General features: G+C 51.1%; 17 protein-coding genes. 9 read left to right on the top strand and 8 right to left on the bottom strand.

The genetic code is table 11. From position 1 onward, the window contains the following. Position 1: 1 nt before the first annotated feature. The 3 genes from ypdF to ptsP are packed head-to-tail and all read left to right on the top strand — an operon-like array spanning position 2 to position 4643. Entirely contained in the window at positions 2-1084 is a 1083-nt protein-coding gene (ypdF, locus tag IMQ48_RS13405) for an aminopeptidase (protein WP_196209430.1), read from the top strand. Further along, entirely contained in the window at positions 1084-2124 is a 1041-nt protein-coding gene (gene ypdE / locus IMQ48_RS13400; protein WP_196209429.1) for an aminopeptidase, read from the top strand. The genes ypdF and ypdE overlap by 1 nt, the downstream gene beginning before the upstream one ends. Before the next feature lie 23 nt (positions 2125-2147). Then, on the top strand, positions 2148-4643 hold the full coding sequence (gene ptsP, locus IMQ48_RS13395) for a phosphoenolpyruvate--protein phosphotransferase (protein ID WP_196209428.1): 2496 nt from the start codon (positions 2148-2150) through the stop codon (positions 4641-4643). Between the two features lie 55 nt (positions 4644-4698). Here the strand turns inward: ptsP and IMQ48_RS13390 are convergent, their stop codons facing one another. The 4 genes from IMQ48_RS13390 to IMQ48_RS13375 all read right to left on the bottom strand — a co-directional run bounded on the left by IMQ48_RS13390 (position 4699) and on the right by IMQ48_RS13375 (position 9103). Further along, a complete protein-coding gene (locus IMQ48_RS13390) occupies positions 4699-5703 on the bottom strand; it encodes a hypothetical protein (protein ID WP_196209427.1) in 1005 nt (334 codons plus the stop codon). Between the two features lie 74 nt (positions 5704-5777). Then, positions 5778-6632 carry an AraC family transcriptional regulator gene (locus tag IMQ48_RS13385; RefSeq protein ID WP_196209426.1) on the bottom strand — a complete coding sequence of 285 codons (855 nt, stop codon included), beginning with the start codon at positions 6630-6632 and terminating at the stop codon, positions 5778-5780. 24 nt (positions 6633-6656) lie between these two features. After that, a complete protein-coding gene (gene ypdB, locus IMQ48_RS13380) occupies positions 6657-7391 on the bottom strand; it encodes a two-component system response regulator YpdB (protein WP_196209425.1) in 735 nt (244 codons plus the stop codon). Positions 7392-7405: 14 nt separating this feature from the next. Continuing rightward, on the bottom strand, positions 7406-9103 hold the full coding sequence (locus tag IMQ48_RS13375; RefSeq protein ID WP_196209424.1) for a sensor histidine kinase: 1698 nt from the start codon (positions 9101-9103) through the stop codon (positions 7406-7408). Positions 9104-9490: 387 nt separating this feature from the next. Between IMQ48_RS13375 and alaC the strand changes: the two genes are divergently transcribed. Beyond that, positions 9491-10729, top strand: coding sequence for an alanine transaminase (gene alaC / locus IMQ48_RS13370; RefSeq protein ID WP_196209423.1), 1239 nt, complete (start codon positions 9491-9493; stop codon positions 10727-10729). Positions 10730-10797: 68 nt separating this feature from the next. On the opposite strand, the gene ypdK is transcribed toward alaC, so the two are convergent. Further along, entirely contained in the window at positions 10798-10869 is a 72-nt protein-coding gene (gene ypdK / locus IMQ48_RS13365) for a membrane protein YpdK (RefSeq protein WP_010723117.1), read from the bottom strand. Between the two features lie 343 nt (positions 10870-11212). On the opposite strand from ypdK, the gene IMQ48_RS13360 reads away from it, so the two are divergent. Continuing rightward, the gene (locus IMQ48_RS13360; RefSeq protein ID WP_196209422.1) at positions 11213-11827 is read left to right on the top strand and encodes a lysozyme inhibitor LprI family protein; all 615 of its coding nucleotides are present in this window, start codon (positions 11213-11215) and stop codon (positions 11825-11827) included. A 40-nt stretch (positions 11828-11867) separates the two neighbouring features. Here the strand turns inward: IMQ48_RS13360 and lpxP are convergent, their stop codons facing one another. Next, on the bottom strand, positions 11868-12788 hold the full coding sequence (lpxP, locus tag IMQ48_RS13355; protein WP_196209421.1) for a kdo(2)-lipid IV(A) palmitoleoyltransferase: 921 nt from the start codon (positions 12786-12788) through the stop codon (positions 11868-11870). A gap of 439 nt (positions 12789-13227) precedes the next feature. Between lpxP and IMQ48_RS13350 the strand changes: the two genes are divergently transcribed. Then, positions 13228-13470 (top strand): YfdY family protein, encoded by a 243-nt coding sequence (locus IMQ48_RS13350; RefSeq protein WP_196209420.1) that lies wholly within the window; start codon positions 13228-13230, stop codon positions 13468-13470. A 117-nt stretch (positions 13471-13587) separates the two neighbouring features. On the opposite strand, the gene pgtP is transcribed toward IMQ48_RS13350, so the two are convergent. Next, entirely contained in the window at positions 13588-14979 is a 1392-nt protein-coding gene (gene pgtP, locus IMQ48_RS13345) for a phosphoglycerate transporter PgtP (RefSeq protein ID WP_196209419.1), read from the bottom strand. Positions 14980-15439: 460 nt separating this feature from the next. Between pgtP and pgtC the strand changes: the two genes are divergently transcribed. From pgtC to pgtA, 3 genes are read left to right on the top strand one after another with little or no spacing between them, the layout of a single operon-like run. Next, positions 15440-16594, top strand: coding sequence for a phosphoglycerate transport regulator PgtC (gene pgtC, locus IMQ48_RS13340; protein ID WP_196209514.1), 1155 nt, complete (start codon positions 15440-15442; stop codon positions 16592-16594). Beyond that, a complete protein-coding gene (pgtB, locus tag IMQ48_RS13335) occupies positions 16591-18600 on the top strand; it encodes a two-component system sensor histidine kinase PgtB (protein WP_196209418.1) in 2010 nt (669 codons plus the stop codon). Before pgtC ends, pgtB begins: the two co-directional genes overlap by 4 nt. Then, entirely contained in the window at positions 18590-19837 is a 1248-nt protein-coding gene (gene pgtA / locus IMQ48_RS13330) for a two-component system response regulator PgtA (RefSeq protein ID WP_196209417.1), read from the top strand. The genes pgtB and pgtA overlap by 11 nt, the downstream gene beginning before the upstream one ends. 51 nt (positions 19838-19888) lie before the next feature. Here the strand turns inward: pgtA and IMQ48_RS13325 are convergent, their stop codons facing one another. After that, positions 19889-20428, bottom strand: coding sequence for a DUF2058 domain-containing protein (locus IMQ48_RS13325; RefSeq protein ID WP_196209416.1), 540 nt, complete (start codon positions 20426-20428; stop codon positions 19889-19891). Positions 20429-20564 lie beyond the last annotated feature (136 nt).

Here is a 20564-nt window from a genome sequence, read left to right as displayed (position 1 = left end):
CATGAGCTTACTGATCTCACTGCGGGAATGGCTAACGGCGCAGCACCTCGATGCGGTACTGCTTTCATCACGACAGAATAAACAGCCGCATCTGGGGCTCTCCAGCAGTTCCGGGTTTGTGTTTGTCAGTCATAAAAGTGCGCATATCCTGGTCGACTCGCGTTACTACACGGATATCGAAACGCGCACGCGTGGCTACCAGATCCATTTACTCGATGCGACGCAGACGCTGTATTCGTGCATAAATCACATTATTGATGACGAAAAGCTGTCCGCGGTGGGATTTGAAGGCGAGCAGGTGAGCTGGGAAACGGCGAACAGGTGGTCAGACAAACTGCATGCCCGGTTGGTGAGTGCTGTACCGGATGTGCTTCGGCAGGTAAAAACGGCGCAGGAAATTACTTGTATCCGCGAAGCTTGCCGGGTTGCCGATCTCAGCGCTGAGCACATTCGTCGTTTTATTCAGCCGGGTCTTAGTGAACGTGAGATAGCTGCTGAGCTGGAGTGGTTTATGCGCAGGCAGGGTGCGGAAAAAGCCTCTTTTGACACCATTGTCGCCAGCGGCTGGCGCGGCGCGCTGCCGCACGGGAAAGCCAGTGACAAGCGTGTCGAGGCGGGTGAGTTTATCACGCTGGATTTTGGCGCACAGTGTCAGGGATATTGTTCGGATATGACGCGAACGTTTTGGATCCCTGACGCAGGAGCGGCAGAAGAAAGCGTGCTGTTTTCCGTTTATCAGACGGTTCTTGCGGCGCAGCGTGCGGCAGTGGCAGCAATTCGCCCTGGCCGGCCTTGCCATGAGGTTGATGCCGCGGCCCGCCAGGTCATTGCCGACGCTGGCTATGGTGATTGCTTTGGCCATAACACCGGACACGCTATCGGCATTGAAGTGCATGAAAACCCAAGATTCTCCCCAACCGATACCACCGAACTGATGGCGGGTATGCTGCTGACCGTCGAACCGGGGATTTATTTGCCGGGGCTGGGGGGCGTGCGTATTGAGGACGTGGTGTTAGTCACACCAGACGGTGGTGAAGTGCTCTACAACATGCCGAAAACATTGTTACACACGGGAGAAGCGTAATGGATTTATCGCTACTGAAAGCCCTGAGCGAGGCAGATGCGATTGCCGCATCAGAACACGAGGTTCGTCAGATCTTACTCGAAGAGGCGGATCGCCTGCATAAAGAGGTGCGCTTCGATGGTCTGGGATCGGTACTGATCCGCCTCAATGAATCAACGGGTCCGAAGGTGATGATCTGCGCCCATATGGATGAAGTGGGATTTATCGTACGCAGTATCTCCAGCGAAGGGGCGATTGATGTCTTGCCGGTGGGCAATGTGCGGATGGCGGCCAGACAGTTGCAGCCGGTTCGCATCACCACGCGGGAAGAGAGCAAAATCCCCGGGCTGCTTGACGGGGAGCGCAACGGCAGTGACGTTAGCGCATTGCGGGTCGATATGGGCGCACGTTCTTATGACGAGGTGATTCAGGCTGGTGTTCGTCCGGGCGATCGCGTCACCTTCGACACGACTTTTCAGGTTTTGCCGCATCAGCGTGTGATGGGCAAAGCCTTTGATGACCGACTTGGGTGCTATTTGCTGATAGCTTTGCTGCGTGAATGGCATAGCGCTGAACTGCCTTGTGAGGTCTGGCTGGTGGCCAGTTCCAGTGAAGAGGTCGGGCTGCGTGGAGGGCAAACGGCAGCGCGGGCGGTAGCGCCTGATATAGCGATTGTGCTGGATACCGCCTGCTGGGCAAAAAACTTTGACTATGGCGCGGCGAACCACCGACAGCTCGGTAAAGGCCCGATGCTGGTGTTGAGCGATAAGTCGCTTATTGCCCCGCCAAAATTAACAGCATGGGTCGAAAACATTGCCGCTGAGGCGGGGATACCGCTACAGCTGGATATGTTCAGTAACGGTGGCACCGACGGCGGGGCGGTGCATGTCAGCGGCACGGGCATCCCGACGGTGGTGCTGGGGCCCGCCACCCGCCATGGGCACTGCGCAGCGTCGATTGCTGACTGTCGTGACATCAGCCAGACACAGCAACTGCTGTCGGCTCTTATTTCACATCTTACGTGCGAAACCGTTGTTCATCTGACGGATTTCAGGTGCTGATTTCGCGCTAACCAGGAGTTGTTATGCTTACGATTCAATTTCTTTGCCCGCTGCCCAATGGCCTGCATGCGCGCCCTGCGTGGGAGCTGAAAGAACAGTGCAGTCAGTGGCAAAGTGAGGTGACGTTTATCAATCATCGGCAGAACTCGCGGGCCGATGCGAAAAGTTCGCTGGCGCTGATCGGCACCGGAACGCTGTTTAATGACAGTTGTAGTTTAACCCTGATCGGTAGCGATGAAGAACCGGCCAGACGTGCGCTGGAATCCTATCTCCAGCACCGGTTTATCGACAGCGACAGCGTTCAGCCCACGCCTGCAGAGCTGGCGGCACATCCGCTGCCGCGATCGCTGATACGCCTTAACCCGGATTTGCTGTATGGCAACGTGCTGGCGGGCGGCGTAGGTGCAGGTATGCTGACGCTATGGCAGAGTGATAACCTGGAAAGCTATCGCGTTATTGCGGCGAGTGCGGAGGATAACACCCGGCTGGAGCACAGCCTGGCGACACTGGCGGAACAACTTAATCAGCAACTGCGTGAACGTGACGGTGAGAGCAAAACTATCCTGAGTGCGCACCTGTCGTTGATTCAGGACGATGAGTTTGCGGGTAACATTCGCCGCTTAATGCTCGAGCAGCATCTGGGATTGGGCGCGGCGATTATCGCTAATATGCAACAGGTATGTGAAAAACTGTCAGCTTCCGGGAGCGACTATCTGCGTGAGCGAGTCAGTGATATCCGTGATATCAGCGAGCAGTTGCTGCACATCACCTGGCCTGAAAGACGACCACGTAATGCATTGGTGTTGGACAAACCGACTATTCTGGTTGCCGAAGACCTTACCCCTAGCCAGTTTTTAAGCCTTAATTTACAACATCTGTCCGGGATGATCCTCGAGAAGACCGGGCGTACATCGCATACTCTGATCCTGGCGCGCGCATCGGCGATCCCGGTGCTCAGTAGTCTGCCCGTGGAGGCCATCAGTCGGTATGTCGGGCAGCAGGCAGTGTTGGACGCCCGCTGCGGCGTACTGGCGATCAATCCTAATGATGCCGTGCGTGGATATTATGGCATTGCACAAAAGCTTGCCGACGAATGCCAGCAGCGACAGGCGCTTGATGCGGCACAGCCTGCACTGACGCGCGATGGTCAGCGAATCGACGTTGCGGCAAACATTGGCACCGCGCTGGAAGCCCCCGGGGCTTTTGCCAACGGTGCTGAAGGTATTGGTCTGTTTCGTACCGAAATGCTGTTTATGGACCGGGATAGCGCTCCTGACGAGCAGGAACAGTTTGAAGCCTACCAGCAGGTACTGCTGGCCGCTGGCGACAAACCGGTTATCTTTCGTACCATGGATATTGGCGGTGATAAAAGTATCCCTTACCTCAATATTCCGCAGGAAGAGAATCCGTTTCTCGGCTATCGCGCGGTGCGTATCTATCCTGAATTTGCCGGACTTTTTCGCACGCAACTCCGGGCCATTTTACGCGCGGCGACCTTCGGTAACGCGCAGCTGATGATCCCGATGGTGCACAGCCTTGACCAGATCCTGTGGGTAAAAAGCGAACTGCAAAAAGCGATGGCTGAGCTGAAAGCGGACGGTTTACGCCATGCCTCAGCCATCCCACTGGGGATTATGGTGGAAGTGCCGTCGGTGTGTTACATCATCGATCATTTTTGTGAGGAAGTGGATTTCTTCAGCATTGGTTCAAACGATATGACCCAATACCTGTACGCGGTCGATCGTAATAATCCGCGTGTTTCGCCGCTGTACAATCCGATTACCCCTTCGTTTCTGCGTATGTTGCAGCAGATAGTCCGGGTGGCGCACGATCGCGGTAAATGGGTTGGCATCTGCGGTGAACTGGGCGGGGAGAGTCGTTATTTGCCGCTGCTGGTAGGCTTAGGGCTTGATGAGTTAAGTATGAGCAGCCCGCGGGTTCCGGCGTTGAAAAGTCAGCTCCGTCAACTGGATAGTCAGGCATGTCGGGAACTCGCGCTACAGGCCTGCGAATGTCGCAGCGCGCAGGAAATAGAAGCGTTATTGAACCAGTTTACACCGCAAAAAGACGTCCGTCCGTTGCTGGCACTGGAGAACATCTTTGTTGGCGAACATCTTAGCAACAAAGAGCAGGTGATCCAGTTCCTGTGCGGCAATCTTGGCGTGAATGGACGAACTGAACATCCGTTTGAACTGGAAGAGGATGTCTGGCAGCGGGAGGAAATTGTCACTACCGCCGTCGGGTTTGGCGTGGCTATTCCGCACACGAAATCTCAGTGGATCCGCCATTCCAGCATCAGCATAGCCCGGCTTGCCGGGCCGGTTGACTGGCAGTCAGAAATGGGTGAAGTTGAACTGGTCATTATGCTGACGCTGGGCGCGGATGAAGGTATTAACCATGTGAAAGTCTTTTCGCAGCTGGCGCGTAAGCTGGTGAATAAATCGTTCCGCCAGTCATTATTTGCCGCTGAAAATGCCGAAAGTATTCTGGCGCTGCTGGAGACAGAATTAACGTTTTGAGTCTGCGTGGCAGGCCGGATGATGACGTATCTGCGTCTGGTCCGGCCTGGCTGCTTTAACCGGCAACTTTATCCAAAATTATCTTTATCATCTTTTGTTCAAAACATTCTGCGTGCAGGTATCTTTCCTCTCTGTATTTTTTATCCGTACCCAGGTAGGGTTGATGCAAAGAACATTCTGGGGGTGTGCACGAGATGAGAGTATTAATAACGTCAATAGGTTCAGGATATGCAAAAAAAAGTGGTCCATGGCGATAATTATGCTTAATTTGCCATTCCGCCAGGTCATCAATAAAACAATCCGCTTCTGGTGTTTGCATCAAACTGGCTTGTTCTCTGCCCAATATAATAAAAGCCATATTGTATAAGCCATGTGCATATGGCCAGAACATTTTATGGAGCTTAGTGAGCCCCGGCTCCCTCAATGCAGATACGCTTTTACAATATAAATCGAGTTGCGTGCCTGCTTCTGTCACATCCTCTTCAAGGAGTGCTATCAGATAGCGGAGGGTACACACGTCGGCCGACGCTTGCTTCGTTGCCAGAACCTTTTGCGCTCTTTTTCTGGCATCGGCTTTAAAGTCAGCACGTTGGTACCATAGCGCCATCATTAAATTAGTCATCGCGATAGCAACGGGGTGTCCGTTATCACTCATACCTAATTTTTCAGGTAATAACAGCGGAACGCGATCGAACAGACCTGCGGCGAGCACATCCAGGGTTGTCCATATATTAATACAGTGGTCACAACCTGAATCCACACCCAGTGTCGCATGTTTAATCATGGCTGATTGCAGCAGAGATGAGTGTAGGATTTCCATATTATTTGACTGTATCGCGGTTTTAAATCCTAACAAATCCGGAATACGTTTCATGCGTAGCATAAAAAGCCATGAGCTTATCTGCTCTTGAAGCGAATAACCCTGGTGACATTGCTTATGAGTATCCAGACATTCCGCTAAATAGTCATCCTGACTTATCCATACCAGGGCATTTTTCTCTGCTTCTTTGGCGTATTCGCGTTGATATGCACGTTGATATTTCCCGCTCAGCTTCGCCATGACATCACCTGTAAAAAATAGAGTAACCACCAATATACTACAAACAAAGGACAGCCATCATTGGGCAATGGGATCTACTGAAAACGAGCGCTGTACTCTCCCGGCGTCAGGCCGAACTGGCGGCGGAAAAGGCGACAAAAATAGTCACTGTCCTGATATCCGCATCGCTGTGCTACTTCGCTCATTGGCAGATGATATTTTTGTAAGATAATGCGTGCTTTCGCCATTCTGACCCAGCGGACATACTCAACAAACCCCATCGTGCCGTGTTGGGTAAACAGTTTTGATAAGTGGTTTGGCGTGATGTTGAAAAACTGCGCCACGTTTTCGCGAGTCAGCGGTTGGGCATAGTTGTCCTGTACCCAATTGCACATGCTGTGATAGAGAAATTCAGCGCGCGGGCGCTGCGTTTCAGGTCGGGTATTGACCACGCTGCGGCACAGATGTAGCAGGCTGAGTACGAGTGGCTGAATGATACTTTGAGCGTGAGGAGAGCGGCTCAAGTGAGTCAATGCCGTAAGCATCGCTTCGCCTTCACCCCTCTGCGGATGCGGCAATTCAATACGGCGAACGGGGCGCAAAAGGGATGCTGTACGGTTGTCGTAAAACGACAGACCCAGCCAGGCCGGTGAGAATACCAGACTCAACAACATTACCGGTTTGTCGCTACCGGGAAGATTCGCCGCTCTCGCCGGAATAAACAGCATTTCGCCTTCTGGCAGACTGTGCTGAGATTTCTCCAGCTTATTGCTGTACTCCCCGCGCAGCACGATATCGAGGCGCGGGAGGTCAATACATAAACTGCCAGTCGGTAAATTGGCTGGCTGAGTGGCAAACCACACGCGGCCCAGGCGCTGTGGGTTTAACACCAGGCCGCTGAACAGATCGGCAAAAAACTGTTGGTCTGCGGGCAAGCCTGACTCTTTCATCACTCTTTCTCTGTGGAATAAACGCTATAAATGCATTAACTGCCTGAACTCTTTCACTTTACTCCGACTGACCGGGATTTCAAATTCCAGATCTTTTAAGCGCAGAATGTAGGTGTTATTGAACCACGGTTCGATCTCGCGGATTTTATTCAGATTCACGCAGAACGAGCGGTGGCAGCGGAAGAAATGTGAGGCCGGCAGTTTGCTGCAAAATTCGCTGATGTTCATCGGCATAACGTACGATTCCCGTCGTGTGTAGACGAACGTCATCTTTTCATGCGCTTCAGCGTAGTAGATGTCGTTGATCGGGGTCACGATGATCCGCTCATCTTTGATTAGGTTGATAGTGTCATTTTCACGTGTGACGGGGGCTGCGAGCGGGGTTCCCGTTTGTTGCTGCTGCCAGGCGGCTTCCAGTTTTTGCAGCATACCGACAATTCGCGACTCCTGGTACGGCTTCAGAATGTAGTCAAACGCCTCGAGTTCAAACGCTTCAACGGCATGTTCTTTCCATGCGGTAATAAACACAATAAAGGGTTTATGCGCGAACTGGCTGATGTTTTGCGCCAGTAATACGCCGTCCAGAGAGGGAATATTAATATCCAGAAAAATCGCGTCGACGCGGTTATGCTGTAGAAATTTCAGTACATCCAGACCGTCGTCAAACGTGCCGACAATTTCCATCTGGCTGTGTTCTTTGATCAGCCAGCTCAGTTCCTGTTGGGCCAGGAATTCATCTTCAACAATGATGACTTTCACAACTTCACTCCTGGTTAAAGCAATAAGGTCGCCGGTGCGGCAGCGGGCGAGTGCTGATTGGGCACATAGAACGCAATCTCGGTGCCTGGCTCCAGGCGGCGGATATGCAGCCCTTCGCCATAGAGCAACTTCACGCGGTGATGCACATTCAACAGGCCGATTTTATTACCCGGCATTTCATTGGATTCGACCCGTTCAATTACATTTGGATCGATACCGTGGCCCGTATCCCGCACGGCAATACGTACCCGGTTACCGCACTCTGCCACGCTGATGGTGACTACGCCTTTTCCTTTGCACGGCTGAATACCGTGAACGATGGCGTTTTCTACCAGCGGCTGAATCAGCAGGCTGGGAATATAGCAGCTAACCTCTTCATCAATATCATAAATAACGGTCAGCTTATCGCCAAAACGGGCCTGCTCAATGGCGATGTAATCCTTGATTTGATACAGCTCTTTCTTGATGTCGATCTGTTCATCGTCTTTCAATTCAATATTATAGCGAAGGTAGCGCGACAAATTAAAAATCAGCTGGCGGGCGGTATCTGGATTAAGCCTTACCGATGACGAAATCGCGTTCAGCGCATTGAACAGAAAATGGGGATTGATTTTACTTTGCAGTGCGCGTAACTCTGCCTTATTTGCCATTTCTCGTAGTTGTTCTGCGCGGGAAACCTCAAGCTGCGTAGAGATAATCTGCGACAAACCGATCGCCATTTCCTGTAACGAAGAGGTGATCTGATGGGCATGACAGTAGTAAATCTTCAGCGTGCCGGTCACGACGCCTTTCTCCCATAGCGGGATCACCAGCATGGAGTGGATTTCCGGTGTGCGATGCGCTTCATCATTGTTTTTTATGATGATTTTACCGTGATTTATGGCTTCCTGGGTGGTAGGGCTGACGAAGTCATCGTTATCGCGATAGTTGAGTTCCCCGACGCCGACATAGGCCAGCACGTGCTGGGTATTGGTGATGGCAACCGCGTCTGCATGAATATCATGGCGAATAATTTCACACACCTGACGTAACGACTCGCTGTTGACCTGGCGAAAGAGCGGCAGGGTTTTGTTGGCGATATCCAGAGCCAGCTTGGCTTGCCTGGCAGCGCTGGCTTCTTTCTCGCCTTCTACGCTTTGTACCAGAATCACAATAAAGCCAATACAGACGCTGCCGAGGATCATCGGGATACCGATTTTGGAGACTATATCCAGCCCCAGTTCGGTGGTGGGAGCCCAGGCGACGACCAGGATCATGGTCAACGTTTCGCACAGCATCCCGCCTAAAATACCAACGCGCCAGTGCTGCGCTTTGGGGATCTTACGGTTGATCCAGCCAGCAATACAGCCCGCCAGAATACTGGTGATAAAGCACGGCAGGGCGGTGACGCCGCCAATGTCGATCAGGTAGCGATGGATGCCAGCGATGATGCCGGTAATGATACCGACCCACGGGCCGAACAGGATCCCCCCCGACATTACTGCAATAATGCGCACGTTAACCAGAGAACCTTCGACCGGTACACCGGACCAGGTGCTGAACAGAGCAAACATAGAGAAAATCGCGGTTACGGCGAGCAACTCCTTCGGAGAGTGGGCCGACTTGTGCAACAGTTCGCGAAACAGGCGGATACGGATCAGGAAAAACAGACAGAACAGCATCAGCGCTGCCCGATCAAAGACCGCCAGCAGCATATTGAATATTTCGTGCACGGGTGACTCTTGCGAATAGATTAAACCCCTATGATAGGTAACCTGAGCGAGGATGACCAGTCTACCCATCGCGTCTACCTAATGAGGAAAAACCATAATATTAAAAGGGGATTGTAAAGAAAAAGTGAGTTTACACGACGCGTCCAGGATTGATTGATTTTCAAAGTAAATTCCATGACTTCAAAATGTTAAAAAATGGTGATTTTAACAACATCTGCAAAATATTTTTTTCCCCGTTTATTTTTATTGTTCCTCTTTTAACGCAGGAAAAAATATTTTGCGTTGCCTCTCGACAGCAGGAATTTATTCAGGCTATTTTCTAAACGTGCCACCATCGTGGCAGCGTCGCTCGGACGGTCCGGGCGCTAACGTGAATCTGAGGATACTATGGCTGACTCCCGCCCTGAACGTCGTTTTACGCGTATTGATCGCCTTCCCCCGTACGTTTTTAACATCACTGCTGAACTGAAGATGGCTGCGCGTCGGCGCGGCGAAGATATTATCGATTTCAGTATGGGAAACCCGGATGGGGCTACGCCTCCTCACATTGTCGAAAAACTGTGTACTGTGGCGCAGCGCCCGGATACTCACGGTTATTCTACTTCTCGCGGCATTCCGCGTCTGCGCCGGGCGATTTCCCGCTGGTATCAGGAGCGCTACGACGTTGAGATCGATCCTGAATCCGAAGCCATTGTGACCATCGGCTCTAAAGAGGGGCTGGCGCATCTGATGCTGGCTACGCTCGATCACGGTGACACGGTCCTTGTGCCTAATCCAAGTTATCCAATCCATATTTACGGCGCCGTCATTGCCGGGGCGCAGGTGCGTTCCGTGCCGCTGGTGGAAGGCGTTGACTTCTTCAATGAGCTGGAGCGGGCGATCCGTGAAAGCTACCCGAAACCGAAGATGATGATCTTAGGTTTCCCGTCCAACCCGACCGCGCAGTGCGTTGAGCTGGAATTCTTTGAGAAAGTGGTCGCGCTGGCTAAACGCTACGACGTGCTGGTGGTTCACGACCTGGCCTATGCTGATATTGTCTATGATGGCTGGAAAGCGCCGTCGATCATGCAGGTTCCCGGTGCTCGCGATGTGGCGGTCGAATTCTTTACGCTATCGAAAAGTTATAACATGGCGGGATGGCGTATTGGTTTTATGGTGGGTAACAAAACATTGGTTAATGCGTTGGCGCGTATTAAGAGCTATCACGATTACGGTACTTTTACGCCGCTGCAGGTTGCGGCCATTGCCGCCCTGGAAGGCGACCAGCAGTGCGTACGGGATATCGCAGAGCAGTATAAGCGCCGTCGCGATGTGCTGGTTAAAGGGCTGCACGAAGCGGGCTGGATGGTAGAGATGCCGAAGGCGTCGATGTATGTCTGGGCAAAAATTCCTGAGCAGTATGCTGCAATGGGCTCGCTTGAGTTTGCTAAAAAAATGCTGAATGACGCGAAGGTCTGCGTGTCGCCGGGAGTGGGTTTTGGTGATTATGGCGATACCCACGTGCGCTTTGCGTTAATTGAGAATCGTGACCGTATTCGTCAGGCGATCCGAGGGATTAAAGCCATGTTCCGTGCCGATGGCCTGCTGCCTTCCGGCACGAAATCAACTGCTGAAAGTGCTGACTAACCGAACGGTGAATCCATAAAAGCAAACAGGAGCCTGAGGGCTCCTGTTTTTTTGCTGCATCTTTTAATTTAGATCATCAGGGCAAACGTACCGGCCCAAACGATGACCATAAATGAAATGCCCATAAAGAAATATTTCACTTTTCATCACTCCGCGTACCAAAGCACGCCTAAATGAACATACACTTACCTGATAGAGAGCTGACGCCAGCGTCAACGAAAGGGAGATTTCCCCCGCGTTTGTTTCGCAGCATCACCTCAGAATTCTGAGCTTTAATGCTCCAGACGGCGCTAATGTACGCCTAAAAATGAGACGAGACAAGAGGCATTTTTTTATTTAATTTTAATAACTTACAAGTGTCGTGAATCGGCGACAGTTTGATTTCTGTTAGCAATGAATCACCATTGAGCGACGCGATAGTTACTCAGATATTTCCCATATCACCATGTTCTTAATACGGTTAATTTTGCGCGGAAATTGATAATGAAAAGGTTAAAAATGACCAGATTGATGATGTTAGCACTCGTTCTTACCCCACTGACGTCGATGGCGGCAGCCCCGCAAGCGTTAAATTTCAGCTGCGCAAGTATTGGTGGCGTGAATAGTGATGGCAAAGGTAATGTCTGGATTGATGGTGCGAAAGCGACCGTTAAGACATTCAACGAAAATTACTGGGAAGCGAAAAGCGGTAACAATACCGTTTCTATTTCCCGTAATGATGACGGTAGCCCGGCCGTTTCCTGGACTGGCCCTAATCGTAAGCACGGGATTTGCCAGCCTGACGATGAAAAGAGCTATGCTCCAGCGAAGACATCGGCGAACGCTGGCCCGTCTTTCTCCTGTGCGGCGGTGGACAAGGGAAGTATGGAAGAGATTATTTGTCAGAGCCCGTCACTTTCCGCAATGGATTTGAAACTGAATGGCATCTACAAGCAGGCACTGGTTAAGTCGAATAATGACTCGACGCTGAAAGCGGAGCAGCGCGGTTGGATCAAAGGTCGTAATGAGTGCTGGAAAGAGCAGGATAAGCCCGCCTGTCTTTGGCGAGAATACAGTCAGCGGATGACTGAACTACAGAACAAATGGGACATTAAGTAATTCAGTCGCAGAAAAAAGAAAGGCCATCAGGCCTTTCTTTTTACGTATATAACGAGGCTTCACCCATCGGGCGAGTTTTGAAGCGACGATGGATCCAGAGATACTGCTCGGGTGCACGCATGATCTCTTTCTCAATAATTTTGTTCATATAAGCTGCTGCCAGACCCTCATCAGTTGGGTAACCTTCCATCTCTGGCGTGATAAACAGACGGTAGCCAGTGTTGTCCGTTTTTCTCACCATGGTGACAGTCAACATCGCTGCACCGGATAAGCGTGACAGTACGTAGGTACCATTGGTTGTTGCGACGTCCTTGACGGCGAAAAAGGGAGCAAAAGAACTGCCTTTGCGACCGTAGTCCTGATCGGGAGCAAACCATACGGCTTCCCCTTTTTTCAGCGCGCTGACAATGCCGCGCAGGTTATTTCTGCCGATCATGGCTTTGTTTGAGCGCATCCGTCCACGGGTTTGGATCCACTCCATCAACTTATTGTTGTGCGGGCGATAGGTTGCCATCATAGGCTGGCAAAGCCCCATGACACGGCCCCCCAGTTCCAGTGACATAAAGTGCACACCGACCACCATCACGCCACGTTTTTGCGACTGCGCCCGCTTCAGGTTGTCGAGACCTTCAACGTCAAACCATTTACGCACCCGGCGGTCAGGCCAGAACCAGGCCATGCCGGTTTCAAGCAGCGCCATGCCAAGTGAATGAAAGTTCTCTTCGATCAACTTGTCTCGTTCTTTTTGTGACAGATTTGGGAAGCACAGTTCGAGATTTTTACGGGCAATAGATTCACGACGCTTTAAAAATGGACGTGCAAGCGTTCCGGTACGCGTACCCAAAAAGCACAGTACTGGGTAGGGGAGTTGCACCAGTAACCAAAGAACACCGACACCAAACCATGTGAGCCAGTAGCGCGGATGCAAAAACGCGCGTGAAAATTTACATTGGGGGAACATAAGCACCTGTTGTTGATACGAAGAAAATGTATCGCGAAGATTCTTTGTCGACAGCGTTACACTCTGATACTGATCTTTAGGCCACCATGAAGGACAATGGTTCCTGTAAAGAGTGTAAAACTTAGTCAGGACAAAACCACGGAGGGGACACGAATGATCGGGCTCATAATGTACCACCTGAAGATTAATGTCAGCCAGAGATAAATACTCAAGAAGCGTAAATGTTTTTGGGTCGACAAGCAGAAAAATGAAGTGAGATATAATCTGTTGTTTTTATGATGGTTAAATATCCGTCTGCTAGAGTCGTTTGCTGTCATGGTCGTATTTATTGTAACAAAAATGTTGCTCAGATTGCCTGCGTATAGGAATTGTCTTAGACTATAAGTTCAAGGAGTGTAAGGACTTACGTGACGTTTTATGGCAAACAGGAGGTACCGCTATGCTCTATTTCTGGACTTTCCTCGTTTTGAGCATTTTGTGCGTTAGTTGCTATATCTGGCAGGTTTTGGGCGCGTTGGCATCAATCAGTTCTTTAATCGGCATGGCTATCCTGGCAGCATTAATTTACTTCGTCACCCTGTGGTTGACCCATGGTGATGAAATGGTCACGGGAATATTTCTTTTTCTGGCACCGACCTGTGGGCTGATCATCCGCTTTATGGTTGGTGACAGTAAGCATTAAACCGATGAGTTATTATTGATAATAACAATGAACATTACGTGGCTGTTTTTTACGTATAAAATGTGAGCATACTGAAGTGCCAGCACTGCTGGCACTTTTTTATCGACCTAAAACAGATTACCGGGCATCAGCAAGCGCTAAAGCCGCTTCTTCTTGCTGGGCGTCTTTTCGCTGTTGTTCTAACTCTAGTGCGCCGCGGTGGGACAAGTAACAGGACACGATGCAGCAGACGATCCCTCCCATCAGCAGGTAAAAGCCCCCATGCCAGCCCATTTTGTCGACCATCACGCCAAACAGGCTGGTTCCCAGCGAGGCGCCAAAAATATAGCTCATAAATCCGCGTAACCCTACGGCTGAACCGACGGCGAAGCTGGGGACGATTTCCATGGTCTGCACGGATGCCAGGAACTGAGGAACGTAAATCAGACAACCGACAATGGCGGCGAAAATGGTTACCATCACCAGGGATTCACTTTTCCAGTAGCCGATCAGACAGACGAAGATCAGCGCCATACAAATCATCGCCAGCGGCATCCTGCGTCCCTTAAACAGTTTGTCGGTGAGCCAACCTGCCAGCAGTGTCGAAGGAATAGCAGCCCATTCGAAAAACAGAAACGCCACGCTCATTTGTTCTTTCGAGAAGTGTTTTTCAGTTAACAGATAAATCGGCAACCAGCTGATCATGCCAAAGCGCACCATATAGACAAACACGTCCACCAGAGAGACATACCAGGCATTTTTATTGCGCAGCACGTAAGTGCAAAAGATCTGGAAGGCGCTCATATTTTCCGGTGCCTGGGTAACCTGTCGGGCGTTGAGCACGACTTTTTCTTCCGGCATCATTTCTTCCAGCGGTGGTAACCCTTCTTGTCGCGGTGAACCTTTACCCAACATCAGAACAATAAAGGCAAACAGTACGGCGATGCAGGCAGGGACAATATAGCTGGCGCTTTGCCAGTGTTCGCTCCCAAGAATAGCAAAAGCGGTACCCACAATCGGGGCGACAATACCGCCACCAACGTTGTGCGAGATATTCCAGAAGGCGCCAACGCGTCCACGCTCTTTACGTGGAAACCAGTTGGCAATGGTTATAAAGGAGGGGCCGACACCCATCCCCTGGAATAAACCATTGAACACCACCAGAGTGGCAAATATCCAGAATGCGGTGCTGAAACCTAAACCGACGTTCACGATGGCACACAGTACCAGGCCGCATGCCATAAAGACTTTCGGGCTGGCCTTATCGGCCAGACTGCTCATAATACCCTTACTGATCCCGTAGGCAATCAACATACAACTGCTAAGCAGACCAATTTGTGTGGCACTGAGATCCAGGTGTTCTTTCAGGTATGGCGTAGAGAGAGTGAAGTTGTTACGGACAATATAGTACGCAAGGTAACCGAGAAAAACGCTCAGTAACGCCTGCATCCTGTATCGACCATATGTCGCCTGAACTTGCTCCGGTGGGACTTTATTTGCCGATGGCCCTGTCTTAAATATTGAAAGCATATCATCACCTAAATTTATATTGATGTGAATATCAGGAGTTTTCGTCGTGCAGGGTGAAATAAACGGTGATGGAATTCAATTCGATGAAATGTGTCAGTATTGACTCAAATTACGTGAAGGGTGGTTAATTTTGACCCTTTTAAATTAATAGGTGTGAGCAGTTATTGCTTTTAGCGTAAGTTTATAGCTGGCATGTGCGGGTATTAACAATTTTAATCGGCATTTTAAGGTATTCTTTGTCTATGTTTTTGCTTTCTGCCTGGTTATTTTGATAACCAGTTTACCTTTTCCTTGTGTTGGGGTAATCGGGTAAGTTTTGTCTCAATATTATTTTTCGAACATGTTGGTATTTATGACCCTGATCACAAACAGACTTTTCGACCGGGGGCGAATTTTTATCCTCGCGCTCTGTTTTACGTTACTGTCGGCGGCGAGCCTGGCACAGAGCAAAGAGTTAGTCATGGCAACGACGTTCTCCCCTGGGGCGACAGCATGGATTATCCAGCAATGGCAAACTGAGCCCGGGTCGGTGATGATTCGTACGCTAAACCGCACCAGTGCCTCTCTGGAACAGCTTCTTGATACGGCGAACGCGGACAATGTTGATCTGATTTTGACCTCTTCTCCCATGCTGTTGCAGCATTTGCAGGAGCATCAGAAGCTGGCACCGTTTGATAATGCGCTACCGGAGAGCCAGCGTCTGGTGCCTGAATCCATCCGTTCTACATCCGTGGCGGTGGCGATATCGGGTTTTGGCCTGCTGATTAACCGTTCTGCGCTGGCGGCGCGGCATTTACCGGCCCCGGCTGACTGGGAGGATTTAACACATCCCCGGTATCAGGGCGCACTGTTGATGAGTAGTCCGTCGCGTTCCGATACTAACCATCTGATGGTGGAATCACTGTTGCAGCAAAAAGGGTGGGAACAAGGATGGGCAATGCTGCTGGCAAGCGCCGGCAATCTGGTGACGATTTCATCGCGCAGTTTCGGTGTTGCCGATAAAATTAAGAGTGGGTTGGGCGTCGCCGGGCCGGTGATTGATAACTATGCCAATTTGCTGCTCAACGACCCGCATCTGGCGTTTAATTACTTTCCGCATTCTGCGGTGTCGCCAACCTATGTGGCGGTGTTGAACAATAGCCAGCATGCCGGGGAAGCCCGTCGTTTTATCCGCTATTTATTGAGTCCTCAAGGGCAGCGGATCCTTGCTGATGCGAATACCGGGAAATATCCGGTCACGCGGCTGCCCGCCGATAATCCGCGTGCTGCTCAGCAGGCCATTCTGATGGACCAGCCACCACTAAATTATCGCCTGATCCTCAAGCGGCAGCAGCTGGTGCAGCGGATGTTTGATACCGCCATCAGTTTTCGTCTCGCTCAATTGAAGGATGCCTGGCGAGCGCTGTATAGCGCCGAAGCGCGGCTAAAACGGCCACTCCCTGAAATACGAGCGTTATTGACCAGCGTCCCGATAGACGCCAGCAGTAGTGAAGATGAGGCCTGGCTTGCGCAATTCGAGAATAAAAGCGTTGCTGAACAGCGGATGATGGAATGGCAGCGATGGTTTCTCAAAAACCAGCGCGAGGCTATCGCCAAACTGGAAGAATTAAAATGAAAAGTGGGTCGCTACTGCAACGTCTTCGTCAGCTTAGTATCAGCAGTAGTCTGCGGGGGGCTTTTTTGACGGGGGCGTTGCTGACGTTAAGTGTGAGTTGCGTCAGTCTGTATTCCTGGCATGAGCAGAGCTCGCAGATCCGCTATTCGCTGGATGACTACTTCCCGCGCGTCCATTCCGCTTTTTTAATTGAAGGCAATCTCAACCTGGTGGTGGATCAGCTGAATGAATTCCTGTTGGCTCCTAATACCACGGTAAGACTGCAACTGCGCAACCAGATAATTCAGCATTTGGATAAGATTGAGACGCTAAGCCGCGGATTGCAGCCCGCAGAACAGCTGCAACTGGCGGTTATTTTGCAAGACAGCCGTACCTTGATGACGGAGCTGGACAGGGTGCTTTACAACATGTTCCTGGTGCGAGAGAAAGTGAGCGAGCTGTCTGCGCGCATCGACTGGCTGCATGATGATTTTACGACCGAGCTGAATTCATTGGTGCAGGATTTTACCTGGCAGCAGGGAACGCTGCTGGATCAAATTGAGGCCAAAAATGGTGATGCGGCGCAATACCTGAAGCGTGCCCGGGAAGTGCAAAACGAGCAGCAGCAGGTTTACACGCTGGCGAGAATTGAGAATCAAATCGTCGACGATCTGCGCGACAGGCTGAACGAACTGAAGTCCGGTAGCGATGATGGCATGCTGGTGGAGACCCACATTCGTTATCTGGCGAATTTGAAAACAACGGCGGATGAAAATATCCGGACGCTGGATGACTGGCCCAGTACGATAACGTTGCGCCAAACTATCGATGAGTTGCTGGAAATCGGCATGATGAAAAATAAAATGCCTGATACGATGCGCGACTACGTGGCGGCGCAAAAGGCCCTCGTTGATGCTAATCATGCCAGAGAAGCGACGCTCGGGCGCTTTCGTACCTTGCTTGAAGCGCAACTCGGCAGCAGTCATCAGCAAATGCAGAGCTTTAATCAGCGCCTGGAGCAGATTGTTCGCGTCAGCGGTGGGTTAATTCTGCTGGCGACGCTGCTGGCGCTGCTGCTCGCCTGGACGCTCAACCACTACTTTATCCGCTCAAGACTGGTGAAGCGTTTTACCGTACTGAACCAGGCCGTGGTGCAGATTGGTCTTGGCAGAACAGATGCAACTATTCCGGTATATGGCCGTGATGAGTTAGGGCGCATCGCGGGCTTGCTGCGCCATACGCTGGGGCAGCTTAATACGCAAAAAAATCAGCTTGAGCAGGAAGTGGCTGAGCGGAAAGAGATTGAGTCCGATCTTCGTGCTACGCAGGATGAATTGATTCAGACGGCGAAATTGGCGGTGGTCGGCCAGACTATGACCACCCTGGCGCATGAAATTAACCAACCGCTAAACGCGCTGTCGATGTACTTATTTACGACGGGAAAGGCCATTGAACAGGGACAATTAGCGCAGGCAAGAAGCACCTTAAGCAAAGCAGAAGGGCTGATTACCCGCATTGATGCCATTATTCGCTCACTGCGCCAGTTTGCGCGACGGGCTGAGCCGGACACACCGTTACATCCGGTCGATTTGCGGCAAACCTTTACTGCGGCCTGGGAGCTATTGGCGATGCGTCATAAGCCACAGCAAGGTAGGCTGGCGCTCCCGCCGGAGACCGTATGGGTACTCGGAGATGAGGTGAGAATTCAACAGGTACTGGTTAATGTGCTGGCAAACGCGCTCGATGCCCGTCCGGTTGCGGCTGAGATTGAGGTGAGCTGGCGCGCTCAGGGCAGGAACCTGTGTGTTTTGATTGCGGATAATGGCCCCGGTTGGCCGCAAGCGTTGTTACCGTCGCTATTGAAGCCGTTCACCACCAGTAAAGATGTGGGTCTCGGTATTGGTCTGTCGATTTGTGTATCGTTAATGACGCAAATGAACGGCGAGTTACGCCTGGCGTCAACACTGGGGCGCAATGCCTGCGTAGTCCTGCAATTCAACCTGACGGATGTAAACGATGTTGAGTGATGAAGACTCTGTTCTGCTGATTGATGATGATCCTGATGTGCTCGATGCTTACACTCTGTTGCTGGAGCAGGCTGGATATCGCGTCCTGGCCTGTAACAATCCGTTTGATGCCCGAAACATGATGCCAGCTGACTGGCCGGGGATCGTATTAAGCGATGTGTGTATGCCGGGCTGTTCGGGGATCGATCTGATGACCCTGTTTCATCAGGATGATAATCAGTTACCGATCCTGCTGATCACCGGGCACGGCGATGTCCCGATGGCGGTAGATGCAGTGAAGAAAGGCGCATGGGACTTTCTGCAAAAGCCAGTCGACCCCGCTAACCTGCTGACGCAGGTTGAAGATGCTCTGCGCCAAAGGCAGTCTGTGATTGCGCGTCGTCATTACTGCCAGCAAAAGTTACAGGTTGAAGTGGTCGGATACAGTGACTGGGCAACGCAATTCCGCCAGCGGTTACAGCAGCTGGCGGAAACGGATATTGCTGTCTGGTTTTATGGTGAGCCCGGAACAGGGCGCATGACGGGCGCACGGTATCTGCATCAACTGGGGCGTAACGTCTACGGGCCGTTTATTCGTGCAGACCTGACATCCGGAAACGTGGCTCAGCTCAATGCGCTTATTGATCAGGCTCAGGGAGGGACGCTGGTACTGAGCCATATAGAGTGTTTGACGCGTGAGCAGCAGCACCATCTGGTGCAGTTGCAAAGTCAGGAACTGCGTTCTTTTCGCTTAATTGGGATCGGGGAGACATCATTGGTGGAGCTGGCGGCAACCCACCAGATTGTGGCGGAACTCTATTATTGCTTTGCCATGACGCAAATCGCCTGTCAGCCGCTGTCTCTACGCCTGGACGATATCGAACCGTTATTTCATCACTACCTGCATAAAGCCTGTCTGCGGTTAAACCATCCCGTGCCCGAGGTCGACGGTGAATTGCTGAAAGGCATGCGAAGACGTGTCTGGTTGAGCAATGTGCGAGAACTGGCGAATGCCGCAGAGTTGTTTGCTGTCGGGTTACTCCCGTTGGCTGAAACCGCCAACCCACAGCTGCATATGCCCGAGCCGACCCCGTTAGACCGTCGGGTAGAAGAGTATGAACGACAGATCATCACGGAAGCGCTCAATATCCATCAGGGACGGATTAATGAAGTAGCTGAGTATCTGCAAATTCCGCGTAAGAAACTGTATCTGAGAATGCGAAAATACGGGCTGAGTAAAGAGCACTATAAGTTCTAGCACTCACCGAAATACGCGAACGGAGGCCAGAAAATTATCTGGCCTAATTTCTTACCACATCAAATCATCAGGCACGACAAAGTTAGCATACGGATCGTCTTCGTCCTTATCTTCCTGACTCAGTTCGCAATTCAAGACAATGTAGCTTGCGTCACGCTGCGCTATCTTATCGGCCACCACCGCCGGGATAATTGCGTATTCGCTATCGCGGTCACTTTCCGCGGTCAGTCGTGCAATGGCAAGACGTCCCTTGATTAACTGAGTCTGGGTAACTTTATCAACGTAGATTTTTTTAATCAGATTGTTGTCAGTAAAGTTATAGCCAATATCGCCTCTTGAAATGGTGATTTTATTCATTTCTATCAGCTGCTTAATCTGGGCTTTGTATTCTTTCGACAAGGCCGCTTGCTTTTGCTGCTCGCTGAGTTGCTTGTCACGCTCAACCTGCGCTTTTTTATTTTCTTCTACCGCCTCTCTGGCTTCGCGCGCCTGAACGCGCGATTTTTTCGCCGTCCGCTGTACTTTTGCCATTTTTTTACTGGTGACTAAGCCAGCTTTGAGCATCTGCTCTTGTAGGGTGAGTTTTGTCATGTTCGTTTCTAAATCCAGTAAAAAGAGTTCTCAGGATTATACCCTTAACGTCCGGGGGGATGCCAGATTGCGGAGAGTTGCACAGTGTCGGGGATAAAACGGAAGGCAATGGTGTCCTTGCAGGAATCGAACTTTC

Origin of the sequence: Citrobacter sp. Res13-Sevr-PEB04-36 (assembly GCF_015672735.1) — a bacterium.
Lineage (GTDB): Bacteria > Pseudomonadota > Gammaproteobacteria > Enterobacterales > Enterobacteriaceae > Citrobacter.
Note: the sequence above shows the minus strand (reverse complement) of the source record. Positions and strands in the feature narration are given on the sequence as shown.